This is a genomic window from Amycolatopsis vastitatis, assembly GCF_002234595.1.
GTDB lineage: Bacteria > Actinomycetota > Actinomycetes > Mycobacteriales > Pseudonocardiaceae > Amycolatopsis > Amycolatopsis vastitatis.
Map to the genome: position 1 here is coordinate 1 of NZ_NMUL01000026.1, position 25,775 is coordinate 25,775.

The 25,775-nt window shown below is 70.2% G+C and carries 25 protein-coding genes; 13 read left to right on the top strand and 12 right to left on the bottom strand.

Annotation, left to right across the window (positions count from 1 at the left end):
• Positions 1 to 242 (top strand): IS30 family transposase (locus CF165_RS25215; protein ID WP_143268655.1); only part of this gene is annotated, 242 nt, incomplete at its 5' end.
• A gap of 30 nt (positions 243 to 272) precedes the next feature.
• On the opposite strand, the gene CF165_RS25220 is transcribed toward CF165_RS25215, so the two are convergent.
• From CF165_RS25220 to CF165_RS25235, 4 genes are all read right to left on the bottom strand, one after another.
• A complete protein-coding gene (locus CF165_RS25220; protein ID WP_093950041.1) occupies positions 273 to 1,055 on the bottom strand; it encodes an ABC transporter permease in 783 nt (260 codons plus the stop codon).
• On the bottom strand, positions 1,052 to 1,966 hold the full coding sequence (locus CF165_RS25225) for an ATP-binding cassette domain-containing protein (protein WP_093950042.1): 915 nt from the start codon (positions 1,964 to 1,966) through the stop codon (positions 1,052 to 1,054). Before CF165_RS25225 ends, CF165_RS25220 begins: the two co-directional genes overlap by 4 nt.
• A 101-nt stretch (positions 1,967 to 2,067) precedes the next feature.
• On the bottom strand, positions 2,068 to 4,452 hold the full coding sequence (hrpB, locus tag CF165_RS25230; protein WP_093950043.1) for an ATP-dependent helicase HrpB: 2,385 nt from the start codon (positions 4,450 to 4,452) through the stop codon (positions 2,068 to 2,070).
• Complete coding sequence (locus CF165_RS25235; protein ID WP_093950044.1) at positions 4,449 to 5,279, bottom strand: glutamate ABC transporter substrate-binding protein; 831 nt, start codon at positions 5,277 to 5,279, stop codon at positions 4,449 to 4,451. Before CF165_RS25235 ends, hrpB begins: the two co-directional genes overlap by 4 nt.
• An 87-nt stretch (positions 5,280 to 5,366) precedes the next feature.
• Here CF165_RS25235 and CF165_RS25240 point away from each other — a divergent pair, with 87 nt between their 5' ends.
• From CF165_RS25240 to CF165_RS25265, 6 genes are all read left to right on the top strand, one after another.
• Positions 5,367 to 5,873, top strand: a complete 507-nt coding sequence (locus tag CF165_RS25240; protein WP_093950045.1) for a MauE/DoxX family redox-associated membrane protein — start codon at positions 5,367 to 5,369, stop codon at positions 5,871 to 5,873.
• 66 nt (positions 5,874 to 5,939) lie between these two features.
• Positions 5,940 to 6,683: a DsbA family protein gene (locus tag CF165_RS25245; protein ID WP_093950046.1), complete on the top strand. Its 744-nt coding sequence runs from the start codon at positions 5,940 to 5,942 to the stop codon at positions 6,681 to 6,683.
• Between the two features lie 110 nt (positions 6,684 to 6,793).
• Positions 6,794 to 7,129: a hypothetical protein gene (locus CF165_RS25250; protein WP_093950047.1), complete on the top strand. Its 336-nt coding sequence runs from the start codon at positions 6,794 to 6,796 to the stop codon at positions 7,127 to 7,129.
• Complete coding sequence (locus CF165_RS25255) at positions 7,126 to 8,250, top strand: C40 family peptidase (protein WP_093950048.1); 1,125 nt, start codon at positions 7,126 to 7,128, stop codon at positions 8,248 to 8,250. The genes CF165_RS25250 and CF165_RS25255 overlap by 4 nt, the downstream gene beginning before the upstream one ends.
• A gap of 3 nt (positions 8,251 to 8,253) precedes the next feature.
• The gene (locus CF165_RS25260; protein ID WP_093950049.1) at positions 8,254 to 8,637 is read left to right on the top strand and encodes a hypothetical protein; all 384 of its coding nucleotides are present in this window, start codon (positions 8,254 to 8,256) and stop codon (positions 8,635 to 8,637) included.
• On the top strand, positions 8,634 to 9,128 hold the full coding sequence (locus CF165_RS25265; protein ID WP_093950050.1) for a YbaB/EbfC family nucleoid-associated protein: 495 nt from the start codon (positions 8,634 to 8,636) through the stop codon (positions 9,126 to 9,128). Before CF165_RS25260 ends, CF165_RS25265 begins: the two co-directional genes overlap by 4 nt.
• Before the next feature lie 94 nt (positions 9,129 to 9,222).
• Here CF165_RS25265 and CF165_RS25270 read toward each other — a convergent pair whose 3' ends face one another.
• A complete protein-coding gene (locus CF165_RS25270) occupies positions 9,223 to 9,714 on the bottom strand; it encodes a mycothiol transferase (protein ID WP_093950051.1) in 492 nt (163 codons plus the stop codon).
• A 121-nt stretch (positions 9,715 to 9,835) separates the two neighbouring features.
• Between CF165_RS25270 and CF165_RS25275 the strand changes: the two genes are divergently transcribed.
• On the top strand, positions 9,836 to 11,665 hold the full coding sequence (locus CF165_RS25275; RefSeq protein ID WP_093950052.1) for a glycoside hydrolase family 3 protein: 1,830 nt from the start codon (positions 9,836 to 9,838) through the stop codon (positions 11,663 to 11,665).
• A gap of 29 nt (positions 11,666 to 11,694) precedes the next feature.
• Positions 11,695 to 12,966 carry an RICIN domain-containing protein gene (locus CF165_RS25280; RefSeq protein WP_093950053.1) on the top strand — a complete coding sequence of 424 codons (1,272 nt, stop codon included), beginning with the start codon at positions 11,695 to 11,697 and terminating at the stop codon, positions 12,964 to 12,966.
• Positions 12,967 to 13,016: 50 nt separating this feature from the next.
• On the opposite strand, the gene CF165_RS25285 is transcribed toward CF165_RS25280, so the two are convergent.
• The 3 genes from CF165_RS25285 to CF165_RS25295 all read right to left on the bottom strand — a co-directional run bounded on the left by CF165_RS25285 (position 13,017) and on the right by CF165_RS25295 (position 19,080).
• Complete coding sequence (locus tag CF165_RS25285; protein ID WP_093950054.1) at positions 13,017 to 15,500, bottom strand: DNA gyrase/topoisomerase IV subunit A; 2,484 nt, start codon at positions 15,498 to 15,500, stop codon at positions 13,017 to 13,019.
• Positions 15,501 to 15,529: 29 nt separating this feature from the next.
• Positions 15,530 to 17,581, bottom strand: coding sequence for a DNA gyrase/topoisomerase IV subunit B (locus CF165_RS25290; RefSeq protein WP_093950055.1), 2,052 nt, complete (start codon positions 17,579 to 17,581; stop codon positions 15,530 to 15,532).
• Between the two features lie 134 nt (positions 17,582 to 17,715).
• Positions 17,716 to 19,080: a phospholipase D-like domain-containing protein gene (locus CF165_RS25295; protein WP_093950056.1), complete on the bottom strand. Its 1,365-nt coding sequence runs from the start codon at positions 19,078 to 19,080 to the stop codon at positions 17,716 to 17,718.
• A 107-nt stretch (positions 19,081 to 19,187) separates the two neighbouring features.
• Here CF165_RS25295 and CF165_RS25300 point away from each other — a divergent pair, with 107 nt between their 5' ends.
• A complete protein-coding gene (locus tag CF165_RS25300; RefSeq protein ID WP_093950057.1) occupies positions 19,188 to 20,261 on the top strand; it encodes an LLM class flavin-dependent oxidoreductase in 1,074 nt (357 codons plus the stop codon).
• Positions 20,258 to 20,845: a CE1759 family FMN reductase gene (locus CF165_RS25305; RefSeq protein WP_093950058.1), complete on the top strand. Its 588-nt coding sequence runs from the start codon at positions 20,258 to 20,260 to the stop codon at positions 20,843 to 20,845. The genes CF165_RS25300 and CF165_RS25305 overlap by 4 nt, the downstream gene beginning before the upstream one ends.
• 108 nt (positions 20,846 to 20,953) lie before the next feature.
• Here the strand turns inward: CF165_RS25305 and CF165_RS25310 are convergent, their stop codons facing one another.
• The 4 genes from CF165_RS25310 to CF165_RS25325 form a co-directional block, all read right to left on the bottom strand.
• Positions 20,954 to 22,183 carry an HNH endonuclease signature motif containing protein gene (locus CF165_RS25310; protein ID WP_093950059.1) on the bottom strand — a complete coding sequence of 410 codons (1,230 nt, stop codon included), beginning with the start codon at positions 22,181 to 22,183 and terminating at the stop codon, positions 20,954 to 20,956.
• Between the two features lie 212 nt (positions 22,184 to 22,395).
• Positions 22,396 to 22,983 (bottom strand): dihydrofolate reductase family protein, encoded by a 588-nt coding sequence (locus CF165_RS25315; protein WP_093950060.1) that lies wholly within the window; start codon positions 22,981 to 22,983, stop codon positions 22,396 to 22,398.
• A 1-nt stretch (position 22,984) separates the two neighbouring features.
• Entirely contained in the window at positions 22,985 to 23,446 is a 462-nt protein-coding gene (locus CF165_RS25320; protein WP_093950061.1) for an SRPBCC family protein, read from the bottom strand.
• The gene (locus tag CF165_RS25325; protein WP_093950062.1) at positions 23,443 to 23,775 is read right to left on the bottom strand and encodes an ArsR/SmtB family transcription factor; all 333 of its coding nucleotides are present in this window, start codon (positions 23,773 to 23,775) and stop codon (positions 23,443 to 23,445) included. The genes CF165_RS25320 and CF165_RS25325 overlap by 4 nt, the downstream gene beginning before the upstream one ends.
• Before the next feature lie 133 nt (positions 23,776 to 23,908).
• Here CF165_RS25325 and CF165_RS25330 point away from each other — a divergent pair, with 133 nt between their 5' ends.
• Together CF165_RS25330 and CF165_RS25335 are read left to right on the top strand one after the other, a co-directional pair.
• Positions 23,909 to 25,357 (top strand): serine hydrolase domain-containing protein, encoded by a 1,449-nt coding sequence (locus CF165_RS25330; protein ID WP_240521776.1) that lies wholly within the window; start codon positions 23,909 to 23,911, stop codon positions 25,355 to 25,357.
• Positions 25,336 to 25,764 (top strand): PGPGW domain-containing protein, encoded by a 429-nt coding sequence (locus CF165_RS25335; protein ID WP_093950063.1) that lies wholly within the window; start codon positions 25,336 to 25,338, stop codon positions 25,762 to 25,764. The genes CF165_RS25330 and CF165_RS25335 overlap by 22 nt, the downstream gene beginning before the upstream one ends.
• The last annotated feature ends 11 nt before the right edge of the window (positions 25,765 to 25,775 follow it).

A 25,775-nucleotide genomic window follows, 5' to 3' on the forward strand; every position in this document is an offset into this window, starting at 1 on the left:
GCTTCTGCGACCCGCACGCCCCCTGGCAACGCGGGAGCAACGAGAACACCAACGGCCTGCTGCGCCAGTACTTCCCCAAAGGCACCGACCTCGCCAACCACACCGCAGAGCACCTCGACACCGTCGCGGCCGAGCTCAACGACCGACCCAGAATGACCCTCGACTGGGACACCCCAGCCGAACGCATGACACAGTTACTCACCACCACCCACAACCAGCAGCAGTGTTGCAACGACTCCTAGAAACCGCCGAGGGCGGGGGAGTTTTCGGTGTCAGGCGTCGCGGCGACGCAGGACCGCCGTTCCCGCCAGCAGAGCCGCCGCGGCCCAGGCCGCGCAGATCGCCAGCCCCACCCAAGGCGCGTAGGGCGCGGGTGTCATCGTGATCGGGTTGGGTTGCCCGGTCTCGACCATCGCGTTGACCCCGGCGATCCCCGGGAAGTACGGCACCGCCTCGGGCAACCCCAGCGACGCCACAATCAGCGGCAGCGGCACCAGCAGCACGATCACCGACACCAGCGTCCCGGCCGCGCTGCGCAGCGCCCAGCCGGTTCCCGTGCACAACAGTCCCAGCAGGGCGAAGTACCCGCCCATGCCGGACGCCGTCGTGAAGCCCGCCTCCAGAGACGTCGGCAGGCCGTGGCCGTCCTTCACCGCGCCCGCCAGTGCCATTCCGGCGCACGCCAGCAGCACTCCGTACGCGAACAGCACCGGCAGCAGCACCGCTGCCTTCGCCACGACGACCCGGGACCGCACCGGTGTCCACAGCAGTGTCGAACGGATGCCGCCGCCGGCGTACTCGCTCGTCACGAACAGCGTCGCCAGCGCGATCACCGCGAACTGCGTCAGGTAGAAGCCGCCGCCGAGGGCGATCGTGTGTGCGCCTTCCGGCCGGTCGCCGTAGCGCTGGGCGATGCCCGACAGCGTGCCGTAGCCCAGCATCAGCGCGGCCCCCGTGGCCAGGCACCACCACGTTGCCCGGACCGACCAGAACTTCGTCCACTCCGCGGCCACCGCTCCGGACAAGCCGCCACGCCTTTCAACAGAAGCAGTCATGCCGAAACCCCGTATTCCACCGAAGAAGCGGTCAGTTCCATGTACGCCTGTTCGAGCGACGCCGTCCGCTCGGCGAGGCCGTGCACGCGGATCCCGAGTTCGTGCACGAGGTCCCCGACGCGGGTGACGTCGAGGCCGTCCACCACCAGCTCGCCCGACTCGCCCGGGTGCGTCAGCCCGCCCTCGGCGTGCAACCGCGCGTCCAGCGAGGAGCGTTCGGCGGCGTCCGGGACGCGCACTGACACCGTCGTGCGGGAGTTGCCCGCGATGAACTCCGCGACCGGCGCGTCGGCCAGCAGCCTGCCCTTGCCGATGACGATCAGGTGGTCGGCGGTCAGCTGCATCTCGCTCATCAGGTGGCTCGAGACGAACACGGTCCGCCCCTCGGCCGCCAGCGACCGCATCAGCTGCCGCACCCAGCGGACGCCGTCCGGGTCGAGGCCGTTGACCGGCTCGTCGAACAGCAGGACACCGGGGTCGCCGAGCAGCGCGCCCGCGATGCCCAGCCGCTGGCCCATGCCGAGCGAAAACTGGCCGGCCCGCTTGCCGGCGACGTCGGAGAGCCCGACGGTCGCGAGTACTTCTTCGACACGGCGGGAAGCGATCCCGTTGCTGCGCGCCATGGCCAGCAAGTGCTTCCCGGCACTGCGGCCGGGGTGCAGGGCCTTCGCGTCGAGCAGCGCGCCGACTTCGCGCAGCGGGTGCCGCAGCTCGCCGTAGCGCCGCCCGCCGACCAGGACTTCGCCGTCCTGCGGGTGGTCGAGCCCGACGGTCATCCGCATCGTCGTCGACTTCCCGGCGCCGTTGGGGCCGAGGAACCCGGTCACCTGGCCCGGTGCGACGTCGCAGGTGAGCGCGTCGACGACGGTCTTCTCCCCGTAGCGCTTCGTGAGTTTTCGAAGCGTGATCATGGTTTCCCTCCCGGTTTCGCCTGTCTCCGGGAGTCTGCGGTTTCCGGGGCACCGGGGGCATCGGACGACGGTCGCGGACCACCCCCGACTTTCGGCAGGGTTCAGGCGCGGCGGCGGGTGTGCCGGGTCGGGACGGCGGTGGCGGGGTCCTCCGGCCACGGGTGCTTCGGGTAGCGGCCGCGCAGGTCCGCGCGCACCGCCGGGTAGCCGCTGGTCCAGAAGGACCCGAGGTCGCCGGTGATCGCCGCCGGGCGGCCGGCGGGGGAGAGCAGGTGCAGCACCACCGAGACACCGGCGATCACCGGGGTTTCGGTCCAGCCGAAGGTTTCCTGGAGCTTCACGGCCAGCACCGGCCGGTCGCCGCGGTAGTCGACGCGGATGCGGGAGCCCGACGGGACTTCGAGGCGGTCGGGGGCGAGCTCGTCCAGCCTGGCGGCGTCCGGCCAGGGGAGGAGGGCCTTCAACGCCGTGCCCGCGTCGATGGCGGCGAGATCGGCTTTGCGGCGGGCGTGCCCGAGATCCAGCCAACTGTCCACCTTGGACAGCAGAGTGGCGTCGTCCATCGGCGGCCACGGTTCGCCGAGTGCGCGGTGGAGGAACGCCATGCGCTCCCGGAGGCGAGTGCCGGTCTCGCTCCACTTCAGGAGGCCGAGGCCGTTCTCGCGGAGTCCGGTCACGAGGGCGTCGCGGACGTCGGCGTCCTTCAGAGGCTTCTCGGCCAGGGTGATGGCGCCGAGCCTGCGGACGCGCCGCGCGACGACGTCGCCGTCCCAGGCGACTTCGTCCACTTCGGACAGGAGGGCGGGTGCGGCGCGGGTGGCCAGGCGCTCGTCGGCGGCCGCGGCGAGGCGGATGGTGCCGTGGGCGCGGCCGGGGTCGCGGGTGGCTTCGGCGATCGCCAGCCATTCGGCGTCGAGGCCGCTGCCGGGCGGGAGTTCGGCGGCGGTGCCCCCGGCCATGAGGTAGACGGGAGCGCCGCCGGGACGGCGCCGGGCGAGCCGTTCGGGATGGGCGAGGGCGACGACCAGCGCGGGATCCGGCTTTCCTGCGCCGGCCACGAGCTTGGCGAGGCGTTGCACTTCGCGTTTCCAGCGGCGTGCGCCGTCGTCCCCCGCCGAGCGCAGGCGGCGCAGCTCAGCCTCCACGTCGGTCAGCGTGCCGCCCGCGTCCAGCAGCGCCACCACTTCGGCCGCGTTCCGGGCGCCGGTTTCCGCAGCGCCGTCCAGCAGGGCCCGGGCCAGCCGTGGGTGCAGGCCCAGCTCGGCCATCCGCCGTCCGCGCGGGGTGACCGTTCCCGAAGCATCCGTCGCGCCGAGCGTCGCCAGCAAAGCACGTCCCGCCGCCAGCGCGCCCTCGCCCGGCGGGTCCCACCAGGCCAGACCGCTGCCGTCGGGGGTCGACCAGCACGCCAGCTCCAAGGCCAGCCGGGCCAGCTCGGCCGTGCGGATCTCCGGCTCGGGGTACGCCGGCAACGTCGCCTGCTCGTGTTCGGCCCAGCAACGGTAAGCCCGCCCGGGTGCCTCACGGCCCGCGCGGCCGGAACGCTGCGTGGCCACCGCCGCCGACACGCGCACCGTGGCCAGGCCCGGCAGCCCGCGCCGGTGGTCCACGCGCGGCACGCGGGCCAGCCCCGAATCCACCACCGCGCGCACGCCCGGCACCGTCAGGCTCGACTCCGCCACCGCCGTCGCCAGCACCACCCGGCGCCGGTCACGCGGCCGCAGCGCGTCGTCCTGGTGCGCCGCCGACAGCCTCCCGTGCAGCGGTAGAACGTCTACATCGGACAAACGCAACAGTCCGGCCGTCCGCGCGATCTCGCCCGCGCCGGGGAGGAAGGCCAGTACGTCACCGTCCCCTTCGGACAGTGCCGTTCGCGTCGCGCGGGCCACCGTGGCTTCGACGCGCTCGCCGCGAGCCGGCGGGACGTACGAGAAGGTCACCGGGTAGGTCCGCGCCGAGGCCGTGACGACCGGGGCGTCGCCGAGCAGGGCCGCGAGCCGCCCGGACGCGACTGTCGCCGACGTCGCCAGCAGCCGGAGGTCCTCGCGCAGCCCGGCGCGGACGTCGAGGAGCAGCGCGAGCAGCAGGTCCGCGTCCAGGTGCCGCTCGTGGCATTCGTCGAGCAGGACCGTCGAGACGCCGGGCAGCTCCGGATCGCCCTGGACGCGCCGCACCAGCAGTCCCGACGTCACGACCTCGATCCGGGTCCGCGCCGACACCTTGCGGTCGCCGCGCACGGCGTACCCGACGGTTTCGCCGACCGGCTCGCCGAGGATCGCCGCCATCCGCGCCGCCGCGGCCCGCGCCGCCAGCCGCCGCGGCTCGGCGACCACGACGCGGCCATCGCCGGCCTCAGCCAGCGCCAGCGGGACCAGCGTCGTCTTCCCCGTGCCTGGCGGCGCGACGAGCACCGCGGCACCGTGCGCGTCGAGCGCGGCGACGACATCGGGCAGCACGGACCGGACCGGCAGGTCGGGGAGCTTCACTTCTGGGTGACCTCGGGGGGTGGGGGCAGCTGGTAACCGGACGGGCCGATGTTCGCGTTGAGCGAGCGCAGCCATTCGCCGGAGGAGATCATCTTCCGGATCGCGTCGTCGACCGCGGCCACACCCTGGGTGTCGCCCTTGCGCAGGCCGATGCCGTAGTTCTCCTTCGAAAACGGCTTCCCGACGAGCTTCAGCAGCTCGGGGTCGCGCGCGACATAGCCTGCCAGGATGACGGCGTCCGTGGTGACCGCGTCGATCTGCCCGGCGAGCAGCGCGGTCACGCAGTCGGAGTACCGCGGGTATTCGACCAGCTGGACGGCTTGGGCGAACCTGTCCTTCACCTGCTGGGCCGGTGTCGAGCCGGTGACCGAGCACAGCCGCCGCCCGTTGAGCGCCTCCGGGCCGCTGATGTCGGCCGACGTCCGGCGCACCAGCAGGTCCTGGCCGGTGGTGAAGTACGGCCCGGCGAACGACACGAGCTGCTCGCGCTTGGCGGTGATCGAGTACGTCGCCACGACCAGGTCGACGGCGCCGGAGGTGAGGTCCGTCTCGCGCGTCGCCGACGTCGTCTCGCGCCAGGTGATGTCCTTCGCCGGGACGCCCAGCTCCGAAGCGACGAAAGTGGCGACATCGACGTCGAACCCGACGAACCGGCCGTCCACGGTGTGCTCCGAAAGGCCTGGCGCGTCGAACCGGATGCCGATGGTCAGGTGATCCGTGGCACTCGCCCGGGTGACCAGCGAATCGGTGGGCGAGACGTGGCTCGGCCCGCACGCCGACACCGTGACCAGGAGCAACGCCGAACCGAGGAGCGTGCGCCACCGCATCCAGCCGCTCCCTCCGCCACTGTCCTGCCTCACGAAGTTCTCAGGTCCTCCCGTTAGCCTAAGTGCGTGGTGCGACCGTCCCAACCCGTGCTGAACACCGTCGGCACGCTCGCCCGGCTCGGGCTGGCGGCCGTCTGGCTCGTTTCCGGTGCGCTGAAGCTGGCGGATCCCGGGCAGACGCTGATCGCGGTGCAGGCGTACGACGTGCTGCCGGACGCACTCGAAGACGTGGTGGCCATCGCGCTGCCGCTGGTCGAACTCGTGCTCGGGCTGTTCCTGCTCGCGGGCTTGGCGACCCGGTGGGCCGCCGGTGCCGCCCTGGTGCTGCTGCTCGTGCTCATCGCCGGGATCGCCCAATCGTGGGCCCGCGGCCTGAGCATCGACTGCGGGTGCTTCGGCGGCGGCGGCCAGGTGGCGGCGGGGCAGACGGAGTACCCGCAAGAGATCCTCCGTGACACGGGGTTCGCGCTGCTGGCCGTGTGGCTGCTGGCGCGGCCGCGCACCTGGCTGTCGATCGACGGCTGGCTGGCGCGAGGTCGCGGGAACTCGGGCGAGCCCGAACACGACTACTCGGGTATCGCGGAAGGGAACTGATACACAGTGGGTGGAGCTGAGCGGACCGCTCGGAAGCGTCGTCAGGCCGCGCAGGCCGGTCCGAAGGTGGTCGCGCAGGCCAGGGGGACGTCCGACCGGCGGAAGTGGATCATCGGCATCGGTGCCGTGGTCGTCGTGGCCGCGCTCGTGATCGGCGGCGTGCTCTGGACGATCGCGGACCGGAACAAGACCAAGGGCCAGATCATCAACCCCGGCGAGACGACGAGCGCGCTGACGGGCGATGTCACCCAGAAGCGTGACGGCGTCGTCGTCACCGTCGGCAAGACCGGCGCCAAGGCGTCGATCGACGTCTACGCGGACTTCCTCTGCCCGATCTGCGGCGAGTTCGAGAAGCAGTACAAGACCGACATCGAGCAGGCGATCAACGACGGCAAGCTGCAGGTCCGCTACCACATGGTGCCGCTGCTCAACCAGCGCTCGAGCCCGCCGGGCTACTCGCTCGACTCGGCGAACGCGGCGCTGGCTGCCGCCGACGCGGGCAAGTTCCTCCAGTTCCACGACGCGTTGTTCGCTAACCAGCCCGAAGAGGGCAAGCGCGGCTACGACAAGACGCAGCTGATCGAGCTCGGCAAGAACGTCGGGATCACCGACCCGGCGTTCGCGCAGACGGTCAACGCCGGCACCTACGACGAGCAGCTGAACACCGCGTTCCAGCAGATCGAGAACGACCCGAAGCTGGCGCAGGACTTCGGCGGCGGCCAGCGCGGTTTCGGTACGCCGACAGTCACCGCGAACGGCTCTGTCGTGTCCTGGCAGGACCCGAACTGGCTCAAGAAGGTCACCGGCTGACTCCGGGCAATTCGCCCACCCGGGTACGGATCGTCGACTAGGCTGACTCTCGCAGCAGGGGAACCGGGGGGGCCGCGCGCACGTCGCACCCTCGGTGACAGGGAGGGCCAGTGGACGGTTCGCATTCGGGGTTTCACGTCGACGACGGCGCGTACACGCGCTACGCGCGCGAAGTCGACCCGCTCGGTGAAGACGTCAAGGGTGCGGCCGAGAGGCACGTCGGCCCGCACGTGACGCTCGGCGGCCACGGCTTCTCGGAAATGGGCGGCGAGTCCGGCTTCTCCGGCGCCTACAGCGGCCGGATGCGTGCGCTGCAGGAGAAGATGCACCGCGTCGGCGGCGGCTGGCGGCAGGTCGGTGAAGCCGCCCGGCAGACCGACCGCAACTACACGGCCGTCGAAGCCGAGCACGGCGACGTCATGCGGCGGCTCGGTGGCGACGCGTGACCGAGCACACCGATCAGCTGGTCCGGCACAGCCTGGACACGACGAACCAGTTCGCGCTGAAGCTGCGGCACGACCCCGTCGCCATCACCGGCGCGCGGGACGCGCACGTCGCGCTGCAGACGTCGGTGGGCCGGACCCGCGACCACGCGGCCGGCCAGCGCGTCAACCTCGCTTCCGCCAGTTCGGGCTCGACGACCGACCGCGCCACCGCGACGTCGCAGAGCTTGGAGAAGGAGGTCCAGGACCTCCTCGACGAGAGTGCCGAGATCGAGAAGGCCGTCACCGAGGCGGCCGAGACGCTGCACGTCGGCGAGATCAAGAACGACCAGGTCCGCGACCAGATCATCAAAGAGATTTCGGCGTCGATGAAGGCGCTCGAAGCGGTGAAGACCATCCAGCCGCCGGAGAGCCGCGCGGCCGCGTCGCGCGACATCCTGATGAAGCTGCAGACGAAGATCGGTCAGCTGACCGGCCAGGCCGCGACGTTCAGCGAGCAGACGATCAACCAGCTCACCGACATCGGCACCCGGCTCGGCGGCGAGCAGACGACGTCGGCGTCTTCGGCCGCTTCCTCGACGAAAGTCGGGTCGTCCTTCAACAGCGACAGCGGCTACTCCGGCGGCGGCTCGGGCGGTTCTCACGGCGGAGGCGGCGGCGGAGGTGGGGGCGGCGGCACCGTGCACAAGCCGCGGCTGCCGGTCGCGATCCCGCCGCAGCCCGGCTCCGGCGTCGCGATCAACCTGCCCGGCGGCAAGCAGGTCATGGCGCCCAACGAAACCGCGGCCAAGGCCGTGCGCGCCGCCCTGTCGCAGCTCGGCGTGCCGTACGTCTGGGGCGGGACCGCGCGCGGTGTCGGCCTCGACTGCAGCGGGCTGACGATGACGTCGTACCAGGACGCGGGGCTGCAGCTGCCGCGGACGGCGGCGCAGCAGACGGTCGGGGCCGAGGTGCCTTCGATCGACCAGCTGCTGCCCGGCGACCTCGTCGTGTGGTCCGGGCACGTGGCGATGGTGATCGGCGACGGCCAGATGGTCGAGGCGGGCGACCCGGTGCAGATCAGCAAGATCCGCACGACGAACGCGGGACAGTCGTTCATCGGCTTCTACCGGCCTACGGGGTGAGTTGTGGCTGAATTCGACGCGGATCTGGCGGTTTCGCGGATCACCGAGCAGGCGTCACGGGCGGGCGCGGAGGTTTCCGCGCGCCTGGCCCGCTCGGGTCCGGTGGTGGGCAAGGCGTCGTCCGACGGCATCGAGGTCCAGGTGGCGCCGGGCGGCCTGCTGACCGGTGTGACGATCCACCGGTCGGCGCTCCGGCACGGGTCGGCGGTGATCGCCGACCAGATCGTCGAACTCGCGCAGCGCGCGACCCGGCGCGCGGGCGACCGCATGTACCACGCCCTTTCGTCCGTTGTGGACGCTTCTCAACTGGAAACCCTGGGCTACGAACCGATTCCGGACGACGATCCGGACGCCGAGACCTACTCGTACGGAAGGGACCCGAGGTGATCACGACCCGTCAGCTGATCGCCCAGGCCCGGGCGCGCGAAGAGGCGATGGCCCAGGTGGACGAACTCCTCGCGTCGGCTTCCGGCACGGCGCACGACATCGACGGCCAGGTCGAGGCGACGGTCGACGCGCGCGGCAAGCTGCTGCGCCTGTGGCTGGCCCCGACGGCGGTGAACCTCGGCGACCGCCTGGGCCCGCTGGTGGTGGAGATCGCCCAGGCGGCCATGCGCGAGGCGACCCAGGACGGCTACAACAAGGTCGCGCTGCTGCTCGGCGAGGACATGACTCACCTGATCGAGCGGATGACGGGGATCCCGGCGCCGGCGCGGGCCGAGGACGACGACCCGGGCATGACGGTCGAGGAGTTCCAGCGGCTGCGGGCCGAGCGGATGGGGTCCGCTCCGGCGCAACCTGCGCCCGCTGCGAGCGTGGAGGACGAGGACGCCTACTGGGAGACCTTCGACCCGGCTTCGCTGCGCTCGGATCGCTGAGCAGCCCCCGTTTTCCACGCTACCGGAGGGCACCGACAAATCTCGGTGCCGTCGGGGTGGTGGGCCTCGGTTGTCCACAGTGCCGGGGCCGGGGTCAGGCCAGCTGGGCCGTGGAGTTCGCGCCGTCCAATGACTCCCTGATGATGTCCGCGTGGCCCGCGTGCTGGGCCGTTTCGTGGATCAGGTGCAGGACGATCCGCCGCGCCGACCAGAACTGGGGTTCCGGGGGCGACCACGGTGTCGTCGGCAGCTGCACCTCCACGTCCAGCGAAGGCAGCGAAGCCACGTACTCGTCCGTCGCGGCGGCGGCCTCCGAGTAGGCCGCGAGCCAGTGCGACAGCGTCTCGCTCATCGCGTACTGGTCCGTGTCCAGCATGCCGTCCGGCAGGGAGCCGTCGGCCGTGCGCAGGATCCGGAGCCACAGGCGCTCGCCCGTCGCCAGGTGGCGGATCAAGCCGCCCAGGGTCAGTTCGCTGACCGTCGTGCGCTTGGCCGCGTCGGCGTCCGAGATGTCACGGGCCGGGATCAGCAAGCGCTTGCGGACTTCGGCCAGCAGGCCCAGGAGGTCTTCGTGTTCGCGAGTCATGCGGTCACCGTAGAAGCGAATTAGGTCAGAGCCTGACCGGAAGCCTCAATCCCGCTGAGCGGCACCCGAGTTCGCGCAGAGGTCTGGACCAACCGGTGAACTCTATGCATTAATTCAAGGCGTGAATTTTCGACGGAGACTGGGCATCGGCGCGCTGGCCGTGGGGTTGCTGCTGGCGTCGGAAACGCCCGCGCTCGCCGGGAACGGCCCGGCGTACAAGGATTCCTGGCGCCCGGTCAAGGTCCGGGTCGCCGATCTGCTGTCCCGGATGACCCTCGACGACAAGCTCGGCCAGATGATGCAGGCCGAACGCCTCGGGGTGAAGAGCCCGGCCGATGTCACGACCGGGCGGCTCGGCTCACTGCTCTCCGGCGGCAGCTCGCAGCCGACCCCCAACACGCCTGTCACCTGGGCCGACATGTACGACGGCTTCCAGAAAGCCGCGCTCGCCACGCCGCTCGGCATCCCGCTGATCTACGGTGTCGACGCCGTCCACGGCCACAACGGCCTCTACGGCGCCACCGTCTTCCCGCACAACATCGGCCTCGGCGCGTCACGCGACCCGCGGCTGGTCGAGAAGATCGGCCGCGCCACCGCCGAAGAGGTTTCGGGCACCGGGATCGACTGGGACTTCGCGCCCTGCCTGTGCGTCGCCCGCAACGACCGCTGGGGCCGGACCTACGAGTCCTTCGGCGAGGTCCCGCAGCTCGCCACGCAGATGACGTCGATCATCACCGGGCTGCAAGGAACGGCGCTGGACCGGCCCGGCTCGGTCATGGCCACCGCCAAGCACTACGTCGGCGACGGCGGCACCACCGGCGGCGTCAACGAAGGCAACACCGAGATCGGCGAGCAGGAGCTGCGGGCGATCCACCTGCCGCCGTTCGAGGCCGCCGTCCGGCGCGGGGTCGGCTCGGTGATGATCTCCTACAGCAGCTGGAACAGCGTGAAGATGCACGCGAACTCGTACCTGATCAACGAGGTCCTCAAGAAGGAGCTCGGCTTCACCGGGATCGTCGTCTCGGACTACAACGGCGTCGACAAGATCGACGGCAAGTCCGGTTTCACCCCGGAAGAGGTCGAGGCCGCCGTCAACGCCGGCATCGACATGGTGATGGTGCCCTACGAGTGGCAGAAGTTCATCGACACGCTGCGGTCGCTGGTGGAGCAAGGGCGCGTGCCGATGGCCCGGATCGACGACGCCAACCGCCGCATCGTCACCAAGAAGTTCGAGCTCGGCCTGTTCGAGCACCCGCTGACCGACCGGCGGTTCCTGAACACCATCGGCAGCAGGCCCCACCGCGACCTCGCGCGCCAGGCCGTGCGGGAATCCCAGGTCCTGCTGAAGAACGAGGGCCGCGTCCTCCCGCTTTCGAAGCGCGGCAAGATCTTCGTGGCGGGCAAGAGCGCCGACGACCTCGGGAACCAGTCCGGCGGCTGGACGGTCGGCTGGCAGGGCACCAGCGGGCCGGTCATCCCGGGCACCACCATCCTGCAGGGCATGCGGCAGAAGTCCTCGACGGTGACTTACGCCAAGGACGGCACGGGGATCGACAAGAGCTACGACGTCGCCGTCGCGGTCGTGGGGGAGACGCCGTACGCCGAAGGCAAGGGCGACCGTCCACAAGGGATGGGACTGGACGCCACCGACCTCGCCACCCTGCGAAAACTGAAGGACTCCGGCGTGCCGACGGTGGTCGTGCTGGTGTCCGGACGCCCCCTCGACATCGCGGCGCAGCTGCCGGACTGGGCCGGGCTCGTCGAGTCCTGGCTGCCAGGCGGTGAAGGGCAAGGCGTGGCCGACGTCCTCTTCGGCGACTACAACCCGACCGGCAAGCTGCCGGTGACCTGGATGCGCAGCGCCGACCAGCAGCCGATCAACGCCGGCGACGGCAAACCCGCGCTGTTCCCGTTCGGCTACGGCCTGCGGTACCCGCACCGCCCCTGGTGAACCCCGTCCCCCACCGGAAAGGTCCGCCCATGAGATCCCGCCGTCCCCTGATCCGGGTCCTGGCGTTCTTCGCCGCCTGCCTCGGGTTGAGCCTGGGCGCTCCGCCCGTGCAGGCCGCGACACCGTTCAAGGTGCTGGCCTTCTACAGCGGCACCTACGACGCCGCACACATCAGCTTCGAGAAGGAAGCCAACGTCTGGTTCGCGCAGCAGGCGGCGGCCAACGGCTACACCTACTCGTCGACGACCGACTGGAACCGGCTCACGAGTCTCACCAAGGCCACGGCCGACGTCGTGATGTTCTTCGACGACCAGCCGCAGTCGGCCGCGCAGTTCCAGGGCTTCCAGAACTACATGCAGGCCGGCGGCGGGTTCTTCGGCTTCCACGTCACGGCCTACAACGACAGCTCGACGCCGTCGTACGCGAACTGGTTCCACAACGACTTCCTCGGCACCGGCCGGTTCACGTCGAACACCTGGGGCCCGACCCCGGAGACGCTGCGGATCGAGAACCGCACGCACCCGTCGACGGCGAACCTGCCGGCGACCATCCGGTCGTCGACGTCCGAGTGGTACGCCTGGCAGAACGACCTGCGCCAGAACAGCAACATCACCGTCCTGGCGTCGATGGACCAGGGCACCTTCCCGATCGGTACCGACCCGAACCAGACCTGGTACAGCGGCTACTACCCGATCGCGTGGACGAACAAGAACTACAAGATGCTCTACGCGAACTTCGGCCACAACGCGATGAACTACGAGACGAACACGGCGCTGTCGTCGACGTTCGAGAGCGCCGACCAGAACCGGTTCGTGCTCGACGGCCTGAAGTGGCTCGGCGGCGGCTCGACCGGGCCGACCGACCCGGGCACGATCGACCCCAACGCCTGGTACGCGGTGACGAACAAGGCGTCCGGCAAGTGCGTCGACGCCCGCGCGGCCGGCAGCGCCAACGGCACGGTGATCCAGCAGTACACCTGCAACGGCACCACGGCCCAGCAGTACCAGTTCGCCCCGACGAGCGGCGGCTACGACCGGATCAACAACCGGACGAACGCGGCCGAGGTCATCGACGTCACCGACGTCTCGACCGTGGATAACGCCGGCCTGCAGCTGTGGTCCTACAGCGGCGGTGGCAACCAGCAGTGGCAGCCGGTGTCCGAGGGCGGCGGCTACTACCACTTCGTCGCCCGCCACAGCGGCAAGTGCCTGACCGTGCCGGGCTCGTCCACCGCGGACAGCGTCCAGCTGGTCCAGGCGGCCTGCAGCGGCAGCGCCGCTCAGTCGTTCAAGGTGGCCTAGCAGGTCGTGAGTGTTCAGGCGGGTTCCAACCCGCCTGAACACTCACGACGTCAGTCGCGTTCGATGAGGTGACCGACCACGTCCGGGCCCGGGTGGGCGTGGCCGGAGCCGTCGCGGCGGACGTCGATCTCCGGCAGCTCCACCGGGTCGCCGTTGCGTGCCGCGGCCGCCGGGCGTGGGCCGATCCACGCCACTCGCAGCGCTGTCTCGCCCTTGAGGAACCGCTGGGCGCGGACGCCGCCCGTCGCGCGGCCCTTGGCCGGGTACTCGCTGAACGGCGTCACCTTCACGCTCTGGCCCGTCGCGGTGATCACCATCGGCTCGCCGTGCTCGTCGTCGTCCGTGCGGACCGCGCCGAAGAACACCACCGCGCCCGCGCCCACGTTCATGCCCGCCATGCCGCCGCCCTTGAGGCCCTGCGGACGGACCAGGGACGCCGCGTACTTCAGCAGCGATGCCTCCGACGACACGAACGCCAGCGTCTCCGAGCCGTCCGTCAGCCACGTCGCGCCGACGACCTCGTCGCCGTCCTTGAGGCTGATCACCTCGAACTCGTCCGAGCGGACCGGCCACTCCGGTGAACAGATCTTCACGACGCCCGCCCGGGTGCCGAGCGCCAGACCCGGCGAACCCGCCGCCTGCTCGCCCAGCGGCGCGATCCCGACGACCGTCTCGCCCTTCTCCAGCGGCACCAGTTCCTTCGCCGCCATGCCGCCGCGCAGCGAGACCGTGCCGGCCTGCTCGGGCAGCACCGGCAGCGGCAGCACGTCCGTCTTGAACGCCCGGCCGCGGCTGGTCACCAGCAGCACCTGTCCGCGCGCGGTTGTGTGGACCAGTGCCGCCACCGCGTCGTGCTTCACGCGGCCGTTGCGCCGGCGCGTCTCTGTCGCTTCCTCGGACTCGGCCGCGGTGCGGGCCACCAGCCCGGTCGCCGAGAGGATCACCTGGCACGGGTCGTCCGTGACCTCCAGGGGCCCGGACGGCTTCGACGCGGCCAGGACCTCCTTCAGGTCGCCGTCGATCAGCGCGGTGCGGCGCTCGGTCGTGAAGTCCTTCGCGACCTTCGCCAGCTCGGCCGAGACGAGCTTCTTCAGCACCGACTCGTCGTCGAGGATCTTGGACAGCTCCGCGATCTCCTCGCGCAGCCGCTCCTGCTCCGACTCCAGTTCGAGGCGGTCGTACTTGGTCAGCCGGCGCAGCGGCGTGTCCAGGATGTACGTCGCCTGGATCTCCGACAGCTTGAATCGCGTCATCAGGCCGTCCTTCGCGGCCTGCGCGTTCTCGCTCTCGCGGATGAGCCTGATCACCTTGTCGATGTTCAGCAGCGCGATCAGCAAGCCGTCGACGAGGTGCAGGCGCTCTTCCCGCTTGCGACGGCGGTACTTCGTCCGCCGCGTGACGACGTCGTAGCGGTGCCGGAGGAAGACCTCGAGGAGTTCCTTCAGGCCCAATGTCTGCGGCTGGCCGTCGACGAGGACCAGGTTGTTGATGCCGAACGACTGTTCCAGCGGCGTGAGCCGGTACAGGTCGGCCAGCAGTGCCTGCGGGTTGACGCCGACCTTGCACTCGATGACCAGCCGCGTGCCGTTCTCGCGGTCGGTGAGGTCCTTGACGTCGGCGATGCCGGTGAGCCGCTTGGACTTGTTGACCTCGTCGGTGATCTTCTCGATCACCTTCTCCGGGCCGACGCCGTAGGGCAGCTCGGTGACGGTGATCGCCTGCCGCCCGCGGCTGCCCTCCAGCGGCCCGGTCTCGACGCTCGCGCGCATCCGGACCACGCCGCGGCCGGTTTCGTAGGCGCGGCGGACCTCGTCGAGGCCCAGCAGCTTGCCGCCGGTCGGCAGGTCGGGGCCGGGCACGAACTCCATCAGCTTGTCGAGCGTCGCGGACGGGTGCGTGATCAGCCACCGCGCCGCGGCGATGACCTCGCCGAGGTTGTGCGGGATCATGTTGGTCGCCATCCCGACCGCGATCCCGGACGTGCCGTTGACCAGCAGGTTCGGGAACGCCGCCGGCAGCACGGACGGCTCCTCGAGCGAGCCGTCGTAGTTCGGCCGGAAGTCGACGGTGTCCTCGCCCAGCTCGCCGACCAGCTGCATCGCCTCGGGCGACATGCGCGCTTCGGTGTACCGCGAGGCCGCCGGGCCGTCGTCGGGCGAGCCGAAGTTGCCGTGGCCGTCGATCAGCGGGACGTTCAGCGAGAAGTCCTGCGCCAGCCGCACCATCGCGTCGTAGATCGCGACGTCGCCGTGCGGGTGGTACTTGCCCATCACGTCACCGACCACGCGCGACGACTTCACGTACGCGTGCGTCGGCCGGTAGCCGTTCTCGTTCATCGAGTACAGGATCCGGCGGTGCACCGGCTTGAGCCCGTCCCGCGCGTCCGGCAGGGCGCGCGAGTGGATGACCGAGTACGCGTACTCCAGGTAGGAGTCTTCGATCTCCGTCTTCAGCGGGTTCTCGAAGACCTGCGCCCCGGCGGCGTCGAACGCGCTCGGATCGACCTTGGTGGTGGTGCCCTTGCGGCGTGCCACGGCAGAACTCCTTGGTAGCTACGAAAAACTCAGGCGTCGATGGCTTCGCGGTCGACCCGGTCGGAGGAGGCGACCAGCCAGTTCCGCCGGGGCTCGACCTTCTCGCCCATCAACAGTTCGAGCGCGCCCTCGGCGGCTTCGGCGTCGTCCATGGTGATGCGGCGCACCGAACGCGTCGCCGGGTTCATCGTGGTCTCCCACAGCTCGTCGGCGTCCATCTCGCCGAGACCCTTGAACCGCGGCACCGGCGTGACGATGCTCTTGCCCGCCTTCTCCAGCTCGGCGAACTTCTGCTCCATCTCGCGCTGGGTGAAGGTGAAGTGCGTCTCCGGGTTGCGGCCCTTCGTGACGAGCTTGTGCAGCGGCGGCATCGCCGCGTACAGCCGGCCGTCTTCGATCACCGGGCGCATGTACTTCGCGAACAGCGTGATCAGCAGCGTGCGGATGTGCGAGCCGTCGACATCGGCGTCGGCCATCAGGATCACCCGGCCGTAGCGCATGGTCGACAGGTCGAACGTGCGCCCGGTGCCCGCGCCCAGGACCTGGACGATCGACGCGATCTCGGCGTTCTTCAGCGTGTCGCCCAGCGAGGCCTTCTGCACGTTCAGGATCTTGCCTCGCAGCGGCAGCAGCGCTTGGTACTCGGACACGCGCGCCATCCGCGCCGACCCCAGCGCGCTGTCACCCTCGACCAGGAACAGTTCGCTGCGGGAGACGCCGGTGGTGCGGCAGTCGACCAGCTTCGGCGGCATCGCCGCGCCTTCCAGCGCGGTCTTGCGCCGGGCGGCGTCCTTCTGCTGCTTCTGGGTGAGCCGGACGCGCGAGGCGTCGACCACCTTCTGCAGCACGACCTTGGCCTCGGACTTGGTCTTGCGGTCCTCGGTCCAGGCCTTGACGTGCTTGTCGACGATGGCCTGGAGGACGCGGGTGATCCCGGCGGTGGACAGCTCGTCCTTGGTCTGCGACGTGAACTGCGGCTCCGGCAGCCGGACGTGGATCACGGCGGTCATGCCCTCGAGGACGTCCTCGATCGTCGGCATGTCCTCCTTGGGCTTGAGCAGCCCGCGGGTCTTGGAGATCGCGTCCTGCAAGGCCTTCGCCATCGCGCGGTCGAAGCCGCGGCGGTGGGTGCCGCCGTGGACGTTGCGGATCGTGTTGGTGAAGCACTCGACCGTGCGCTCGTAGCCGGTGCCCCAGCGCAGCGCCACCTCGACCTCGGCGTGACGCTCCACATTGGACTGCATGACCCCGGCGGCGTCGGCCGCGTTCTCCTTGTACGTGCCTTCGCCGGTGATCAGCAGCGTGCCGCAGACCGGCTTCTCGCCCGACGGGCTGAGGAAGTCGACCATGTCGACCAGGCCGTGCGGGAAGTGGAAGGTCTCTTCGTTGATCGTGTCTTCGATCGCGGTGCGCAGCACGTACGTGACGCCCGGGACGAGGAACGCGGTGTTGCGCAGCTTCGTCCGCACGCCCTCCACGTCGAGCGCCGCGCCGGACTCGAAGTAGCGCGCGTCGTACCAGTAGCGGATCGACGTGCCGCTGCGTTCGCCGCGCTTCATCTTGCCGGTGATGTTCAGCCCGGACCGGCGGGTGAACTTCGCCTTCGGGCCCGGCCCGTCGAAGGTGCCCGGGATGCCGTGCTTGAACGACATCTGGTGGACCTTGCCGTCCTGCTTCACCGTGACGTCGAAGCGGTGCGACAGCGCGTTGACCGCCGAAGCGCCGACGCCGTGCAGGCCGCCGGAGGTCTTGTAGCCGGAGCCGCCGAACTTGCCGCCGGCGTGCAGGCGCGTCAGCACCAGCTCGACGCCGGACAAACCGGACTTGGCGTGGGTGCCCGTCGGGATGCCGCGGCCGTCGTCGTCCACCTGGACGCTGCCGTCGGCGTGCAGCGTGACGACGACCTTCGTCGCGTGGCCGGCGACGCCCTCGTCCGTGGAGTTGTCCACCACCTCGGAGAAGAGGTGGTTGATGCCCCGGCTGTCGGTGGAGCCGATGTACATCCCGGGTCGTTTGCGGACGGCTTCGAGACCCTCGAGATGCGTCAGGTCGTCGGCCCCGTACAAGGTCTCGGCAGTCACAGGGTCGTTCTCCCGGATCGTGGCTCGCGAAAGTGCTGGTGGTGGTGCGGACTCGGCCTGCACCGTACTGCAGGATATCCGCCCACCCCGACAGTTTCCGCGCGCTGGCGTCCCCGGAGTGGCGTGCGCCGCCCCTAACGGGGGTCGTAGCCCAGGTCGGGCCACAGGCCCAGCAGGGCTTCGATCTTCCGCGGGACCTGGAAGCTGTTCCGGAAGTTCGGCTTCTCACCGATCGCGGCGAGGGCCTTCCGGAGGTCGCCGAAGGCCGGTTTGGCGGCCGACTGCCGGGTCAGGACGTAGCAGTACGTGCGTCGCGGGTAGGCGTACTCGTCGATGTACGCCTGCAGGACGAGACCGGGGGCCTCGATCCGCGACCCGACGAGGGGGCGGCCCTGCTTCTGGCTGTAGACGGGGATCACGTGCACACCCTGGCGGAGCGTGCGCGGCGGGTCCTGGCCCTGGCCATCGTCGGCCCAGAGCAGCTCGACGCGGAACGGTGATTCGCCGTTCTCGCCCGGGTGGGTGTATTCGCGCTGCAGCTCTTCGAGCCGGTACGCGGCTTCGGCGTTCGGTTCGCCGCCTTCGACGAGGCTGACGAGGTACAGCTCGGCCGGCCGCGGCCAGGACGGCCGGGGCACGTCGGTGGCTTCGGGCTCGGTGGCTTCGGGCACGGTGGTTTCGGGTCCGGTGGTTTCGGCCTCGGCCGCAACCGGTTCCGGCGACTCGTCCGGGGCGACGGCGCCGGTGGCCGCCTGGGCGGTCTCCGCGGGCAGGGCGGGCACTCCCGGCTGCGCCGGGGAAGCGGGCGAGGTGGTCGCGCCGGGTTGCGCCGGGTGGACCGGGGTGGCCGGAGGTGTGGCGGCCCGCACCGGGGAGGGCGGCGGCGTCGCGGCCGCGGGCCGGACCGGCGTCGCCGGGCGGCTGGTCACGACCGGCCGGGCGGGAGCGGCGGTCCGGGAGGCGGCCGGGCGCGAGGTCGTGACCAGCTTGCCGGCGCCGTACTGCTCCAGCAGCGGCTCGAGGTCGCCGGCGGTCAGCGAGGGGCCCGCGAGGTCGCACCACTCGAGCCAGGCCTCCTGGGCCTCCTCGACGGTCTGCCGCTCGTGGGAGACCGTGACAGCCTCGAACAGCTGCCGCGGGCCGGCGGCGGTGACGTCGGCCGAGCCGACCACCACGAACGACGGGTCGTCCTCGGCGATCACGAGCTTCGCGTTCAGCCCCCGCAGCGAGTGCACGATCACACCCGCCTTGACCCAGTGCAGCAGTGCGTGCGGGCTCGTCGCCCCGGACAGCACGGTGTCCAAGCTCGCGTCCGTGATCAGCGTGTCGCCGGGTTGCAACGGCAGCAGTGCAGCCGCGCCGGGACCGACGTGACCGAAGGCGGCCACCAGGTTCCGGCGCGGGGCGAGCAAGGGGGTGATCGAGGCCCAGATGTCGCGACCGGCGAGTAGTCGTATCGAACGGTCTGCCAAACCCAGCCGAGCGAGCTCCGCGTCCATGTCCTTGACCTTAGCCGGTGCCGTCCCGGGGCCTGACGACCGGAATATCTCTTGCTTGGAAGTAGTTGAACGCGCATGTAAGATGGTGCTCGCGAAGGGAGCAGGTCATGCAGTTCGGAATCTTCACGGTGGGCGACGTCACGACCGATCCCACGAACGGAACCACGCCGACGGAGCACGAGCGGATCAAGGCGATGGTCCGCATCGCCCTCAAGGCGGAGGAGGTCGGCCTCGACGTCTTCGCGACCGGCGAGCACCACAACCCGCCCTTCGTGCCCTCGTCACCCACGACGATGCTGGGCTACATCGCGGCGCAGACGTCCAAGATCGTCCTGTCGACGTCGACGACGCTGATCACCACGAACGACCCGGTGAAGATCGCCGAGGACTTCGCGATGCTGCAGCACCTCGCCGACGGCCGCGTCGACCTCATGATGGGCCGGGGCAACACGGGCCCGGTCTACCCGTGGTTCGGCCAGGACATCCGCCAGGGCATCCCGCTGGCCATCGAGAACTACGCGTTGCTGCGCAAGCTGTGGCGCGAGGACGTGGTCGACTGGGAGGGCAAGTTCCGCACCCCGCTGCAGGGTTTCACGTCGACACCGCGGCCGCTGGACGGCGTGCCGCCGTTCGTCTGGCACGGTTCCATCCGCAGCCCGGAGATCGCCGAGCAGGCCGCGTACTACGGCGACGGCTTCTTCGCGAACCACATCTTCTGGCCGACATCGCACTTCCAGCAGCTGATTTCGTTTTATCGTCAGCGCTTCGAGCACTACGGCCACGGGGCGGCGGACCAGGCGATCGTCGGCCTGGGTGGCCAGGCGTTCATCCGGCCCAAGTCCCAGGACGCGCGGAACGAGTTCCGGCCGTACTTCGACAACGCACCGGTGTACGGGCACGGGCCGTCGCTGGAGGAGTTCACCGACCAGACGCCGCTGACCGTCGGCAGCCCGCAGGAGGTCATCGACAAGACACTGACCTTCCGCGAGCACTTCGGCGACTACCAGCGCCAGCTGTTCCTGATGGACCACGCCGGCCTGCCGCTGAAGACGGTGCTGGAGCAGCTGGACCTGCTGGGCGAGCAGGTGATCCCGGTGCTGCGCAAGGAACTCGACTCGCTGCGTCCCGCCCACGTGCCGGAGGCACCGACGCACGAATCGCTGAAGGCGGCTCTGGTATGAAACTGGCGGTGGTGACGGCGGGCCTGTCGGTCCCGTCCTCGACCCGGCTCTTGGCTGATCGTCTGGCCGCGGCGACGGTCGCCGCGGCCGGGACGCCGGTCGAGGTGTCGGTGGTGGAGTTGCGCGACATCGCGCTGGACATCACGAAGAACCTGCTGACAAGCTTCCCGAGCCCGGCGCTGCGGACGGCGATCGAGACAGTGACCGGCGCGGACGCGCTGATCGCGGTGACGCCGGTGTTCACGGCGGGCTACAGCGGGTTGTTCAAGTCGTTCTTCGACGTGCTGGACGCGGAGTCCTTGGTGGGCAAGCCGGTCCTGCTCGCGGCGACGGGCGGGACGGAACGGCACTCGCTGGTGCTGGACTACCAGCTGCGGCCGTTGTTCGGGTATTTGAAGGCCGATCCGGTCGCGACGGGTGTGTATGCGGCTTCGTCGGACTGGGGCTCCGGGGAGGGTGCGTTGCAGCGTCGGGTTGAGAAGGCGGGGGCCGAGCTGGCTGCGCTTGCCGCTGGGCGGCCGGCTGTTTCGGCTGGGCCGGAGTTCGTGCCCTTCGATCAGCTGCTCGCCTCGGCGGGGGAGTAGACGGTGGTGGCCGGTCGGCTGCCGGTTTGCCGGTAGGGGTGGGCTGGCGTTGACGCATGTGGGTGTGGGCCCGTAGCCGTGTGGCTGCGGGCCTGTCCCATGCTGTGGTTATGCCGCGAAGGGCAGTGGTTGGTGGAGGTTGTTGCGCCGGGGTTTTCGCTGTTTGTCCAGGAAGGCTGGGGGGAGGAATTCGGGTAGGCCGTCGGTGGCGATGCGGACTTGCCATCCTGAGCGGTGCAGCAGCCGGTGGTGGTGGGCGCACATCAGCACCAGTTTGCCCAGCTCGGTCGGACCACCATTGGCCCAGTGACGGATGTGGTGACCCTGACAGTGCCGAGGTGGGCGGTGACAGCCGGGGAAGGCACAGCCCCGGTCCCGCAGGTACAGGGCGTGGCGGATGGCTCGGGGGACCAGGCGCCGCAGGCGCCCCACGTCGAGAGGTTCGCTGTGGGTGCCGAGCACGGCGGGGATGATCATGCAGTCGCAGGCGTGGATCCGGGCTTCGGCGGCGGAGATCGTTCCGGTGTCGCCGAGGAGGGCGGTGCCGATGCCGGTCTTCAGGTCTTCCAGGGAGACCGCGACCATGACGTGGGTGCGGTCTCCGGCTTGCATCGGCAGGTCCGGGGTGTTCAACGCCAGGTCGAGGGCGTCGGAGAAGGCGTCGCCGTAGCGTTCCTGCGGCGACCGCAAATCCGGACCCTCGCCGGCGGGGCGACGCTGGGCCAGCGAATCCAGCAGGGCGCTGGCGCGGGCACCGGTCTCGTCATCCAGCTTGCCGTTGATCTCCCAGATCCCGGTCCGTTTGCGTCGCAGGGAGAGTTCCCGGGTGGGGGTGGCGGGTTCGGTGTCATCAGGTTCCGCACCATCGGGGTCGAGGTGGGCCAGGATCCGGGCGCCGAGGGCGGCGACCTGCCGATGCCCCGCCTCTCCCGCGAAGGTGAGCAGATGCCGCTCAGCCCCCTCCCGATGTTCGGGCGGGATATCTTGCAGTACCTCGGCAATCACGTCGATCATCGGGTTGCTCAGCTGTCCCGACCGGGCCACGACCCCCGTGGCGGCCGCCAGCGCCGGGATCGGGGTGCCATCCAGGCTCAGGCCGGGGTTGACCGCCCGCGCCCGCTTCACCATCCGCTCAGCGGAGGATTTCGGGACATCCGCGAGGTGCTCCAGCAACCGGGGAACCGATCGGTAGCCGAACAGCTCCAGCACCCCGCGCTGCTCGATCTCGACCAGCAGCGCGCCGAGTTCGGCTTCGGCGGACCGGATGGACGCGAACAGGGAGCCGATGCGGTCGGCGATGGCCACCGCATCAGACTGCCAGAGCGCGTGTTCGGTCATAACTCAATGATTACCGGCAATCGAACACCTGTCATCACACGAACAGGTACCACCAAAGCAGAACTGTCACAGCACCGGAACACCCCACGAAAGAGGCGGCAGAGGGACTCGATGCGTGGGGAATCGGCGCTACGGACCACAACGGGAAAGCAACCACGGCAAGCGCCGATTTCCCACGCCACGGCGAAGCCGTGCTTGAAACCCGGCCACGATCAACGAACCCGATACCGAAGATGAGTGACACCATCCCCGGCAACAACGTCAACCCGCTCAAGCAACCCAAGACGAGAGTCAAGACCCGAAAAGTACCGAACCCCATCCCCGAGAAAAACGGGAACAAGATCGACCCGAACCTCATCGAGAAGCCCCAGAGCAAGGCACTGCTGAGCAATACTGGGCCCGGAAACCCCCACGGTCCCATCCCCGGCAGCCTTGGCCTGCTCGATGGCACTGGCGACGTCGGAAACAAAACTGAAAGGCGCAAGATTCTCGGACGACCAGGAAGGCGGCGGCCGGTGCGTGACGACGAAGGCACGCCCGCCACCGGGCGGGTTCCCGCCCCACCCATGGGTGTACTCGAAAACCCGGCGCCCGCACACGAAAGCACTGCCGCGCATCGATTCCAGAAAAGTGCGCAAGTACGCAGCACTGGCCGGGCTGACATGGAACTTGATCGGGTAGCCGATCATCGCTACCTCGACGTCACCGCTTTGGTACCAGTCGAAGAGCGGCCCGACGCTGTCGTCGGGCCGTGCCACGAACCCGTCGAGCGACATGCAGAAACTCGCGACGACCGTCATGTCAGCGCTCCCCGAGGACCGCGTCGAGCCGCTCGTGCGACTGCGTGATGCCGGCGTTCATGCCGCTCTCGATCGCCGCGTCGCGGGCTTCGACGGACGGGAACACCGAGTGGCCCTCCAGGCGGGTGCCGCCGCCCGTGTCGGTGAACGTCATCGACTCGAGGCAGACCTCGCCTGGCGCACCGAGGTACTCGAACGTCTGGATGATCCGGTCTTCGCCGACCGTGTGGTAGACGCCGCGGAAGCGGTACTCGCCGCGCGAGTCGCGGTGGATGTAGTCGTAGCCGCCGCCGGTGCGGGCGTCGAACTCGACGAGCTCCATCTCCATGCCGTGCGGGCCGAGCCAGCGGACGATCAGGTCCGGGTCGGTGTGCGCGCGGAAGACCGCCGACGGCGGGGCCGCGAACTCGCGGCTGATCTCGATGAACGGCGTGCCGGGCCGGGCGGTGATCGTGGTGCTCATGACTCCTCCAGGGTGTCCAGGACGGCGTCGAGCCGCCGGTAGCTGCGTTCGGTGGCCAGCCGGTACGTGTCGATCCAGCCGGTCAGGGCTTCGAGGGCGGACGGCACGAGGTGACAGGGCCGCCGCTGGCCGTCGCGGCTGCGGGTGATGAGCCCCGCCTGCTCCAGCACCTGGATGTGCCGGGAGATCGCCTGCTTCGTGATCGCGAAGGGCTCGGCCAGCTCGTTGACCGTCGCCTCGCCCCGGGACAGCCGCGCGACGATCGCCCGGCGCACCGGGTCGCCGAGCGCGGTGAACGCCCGGTCCAGCGCCTCCTCGTCAACCGCCATCTTTATCAACCAATCCGTTTATCAACCGATGTGTTGACTATACGCGGGCTGTCAAGAAAGGTGCCGAAAGTAGGGGGTGGCGGACGTCGTCCGGCAGCCGACAGCGGCCGGGCGCACTGCCTAGGTTTGCCCCATGACCAGGCTTTTCCTCGTGCTCGCGGCCCTGCTGCTCGGCACCGCGTCCCCCGCCGCCGCGGCGGAACCCGCCCCGGACGTCGACGGCTATGTCCGCGCCTACCTCGACCACACCGGGCTGCCCGGGGCGGCCGTCGCCGTCACGCACGGCGCCGACGTCGTCCGCGTCGCCGGCTACGGCCACGACGCGGCCGGCACGCCGATCGCCGCGTCGACCCGGCTGCCGATCGCGTCGCTGAGCAAGTCCATGACGGCCTTCGCGGTGCTGCAGCTCGCCGAGGCCGGCCGGCTCGGGCTCGACGAGCCGGTGACGCGGTACCTGCCGGAGTTCCGGCTCGCCGATCCGCGGGGTGCCCGGATCACCGTCCGGATGCTGCTGGACCAGACGTCCGGGATGGCCGACTCCGCGTTCCCCGACCTGAAGCTCCCGCAGCCGCACACCCTCGCCGAGGCCGTCACCCGCCTGCGCGACGCGCGGCTCGCCGACGAGCCGGGCACGAAGTTCCACTACCACAACCCGAACTACGAGGTGGCCGCCCGGATCGTCGAGGCGGTGGCCGGGCAGCCGTTCGCGGAGTACCTGCGGACACGGCTGTTCGGGCCGCTCGGGATGACGTCGAGCACCGAGGTCGACGAGCCGCCCGCGGACCTCTCGCCGGGGTACGTGCGGGCGTTCGGGTTCGAGGTCCCGGTGCCCGAAGCGGACTGGTTCACCGGCGGCAGCCACGGCGTGCAGAGCACCGCGGGGGACCTGGCGCGATGGCTGATCGCGCAGCGCGACGGCGGGGGCGTCCTGTCGCCGTCCTCGGTCGCGCTCGCGCACACCCCGGCACCCGGTCGTGACTACGCGCTGGGCTGGCGCGCCGAAAGCACCGGGCGGCTGTCGCACACCGGCGAGTGGTTCAGCCACACCGGCGCGCAGATCCTGCTGCCGGGCGGCTACGGCGTCGCCGTGCTCGCCACCACCGGCATGGCGCTGGACAACGACGCCGAAACGCTGGCGCGGGGGCTGGCCACGCTGCTGGCGGGCGGCTCGCCGGAGCCCGCGCTGCCCGCCGGGGTCGTCGCGGACCGCGTCCTCGGCGGGCTGATCCTGCTGTCGGTGCTGCTCGCCGCGCTCGGCGTCGTCCACGCGCGACGGTGGGCGGCCCGCCGGACGAACCCGTGGCGGACGGGACTGCGGTTGCTGCCGTACCTGCTGCCCGGGCTGGCCCTCGTGCTGCTGCCGGAGCTGATGAGCGTCGTGTTCGCCGGCCGCCAGGGCACCTTCGGGCAGATCCTCTACGTCTGGCCGGGTCTGGTGATCTGGCTCGGTTCGATGACGCTCTGCGCGTTAGTGGTGGTCGTGACGCGGGTATCGGCCCTTGTGAGTGGCAGACAGCGGCCGCGACGGGAAGAATCGGTCGAAACGACAGGAGTGGTCGCGTGGGGCTCGGAAAGCGGATGAAGCGGATCCTGGTCGTGGTGGCCGGTGCCGTCCTGCTGGTGGTCGGCGTGCTGCTGCTCGTGCTGCCCGGGCCGGGGCTGCTGCTGGTGCTGGCCGGGTTGCTGCTGCTGGCGTCGGAGTTCCCGGCGCTCGAGCGGTACGTCGACCCGGTGCGCGACCGGGCGATGAAGGCGGCCGAGGACAGCGTGTCCTCGCCGCTGCGGATCGCCGGTTCGGTGCTGGCCGGGCTGGCGCTGCTGGCGGCGGGGATCGTCTGGGCCACCGTGAAGTCGCTGCCGTTCAGCGGCTGGAGCACCGGGTCGAGCCTGATCCTGTCGTCGGTGATCCTGTTCGCGCTGCTGGGCTGGAGCTACCACCGCGTCAAGTCGCGCCGGAAGTCCGGAACGAAGGCCGCGGCCTCCGACTGACCGGTAACGTC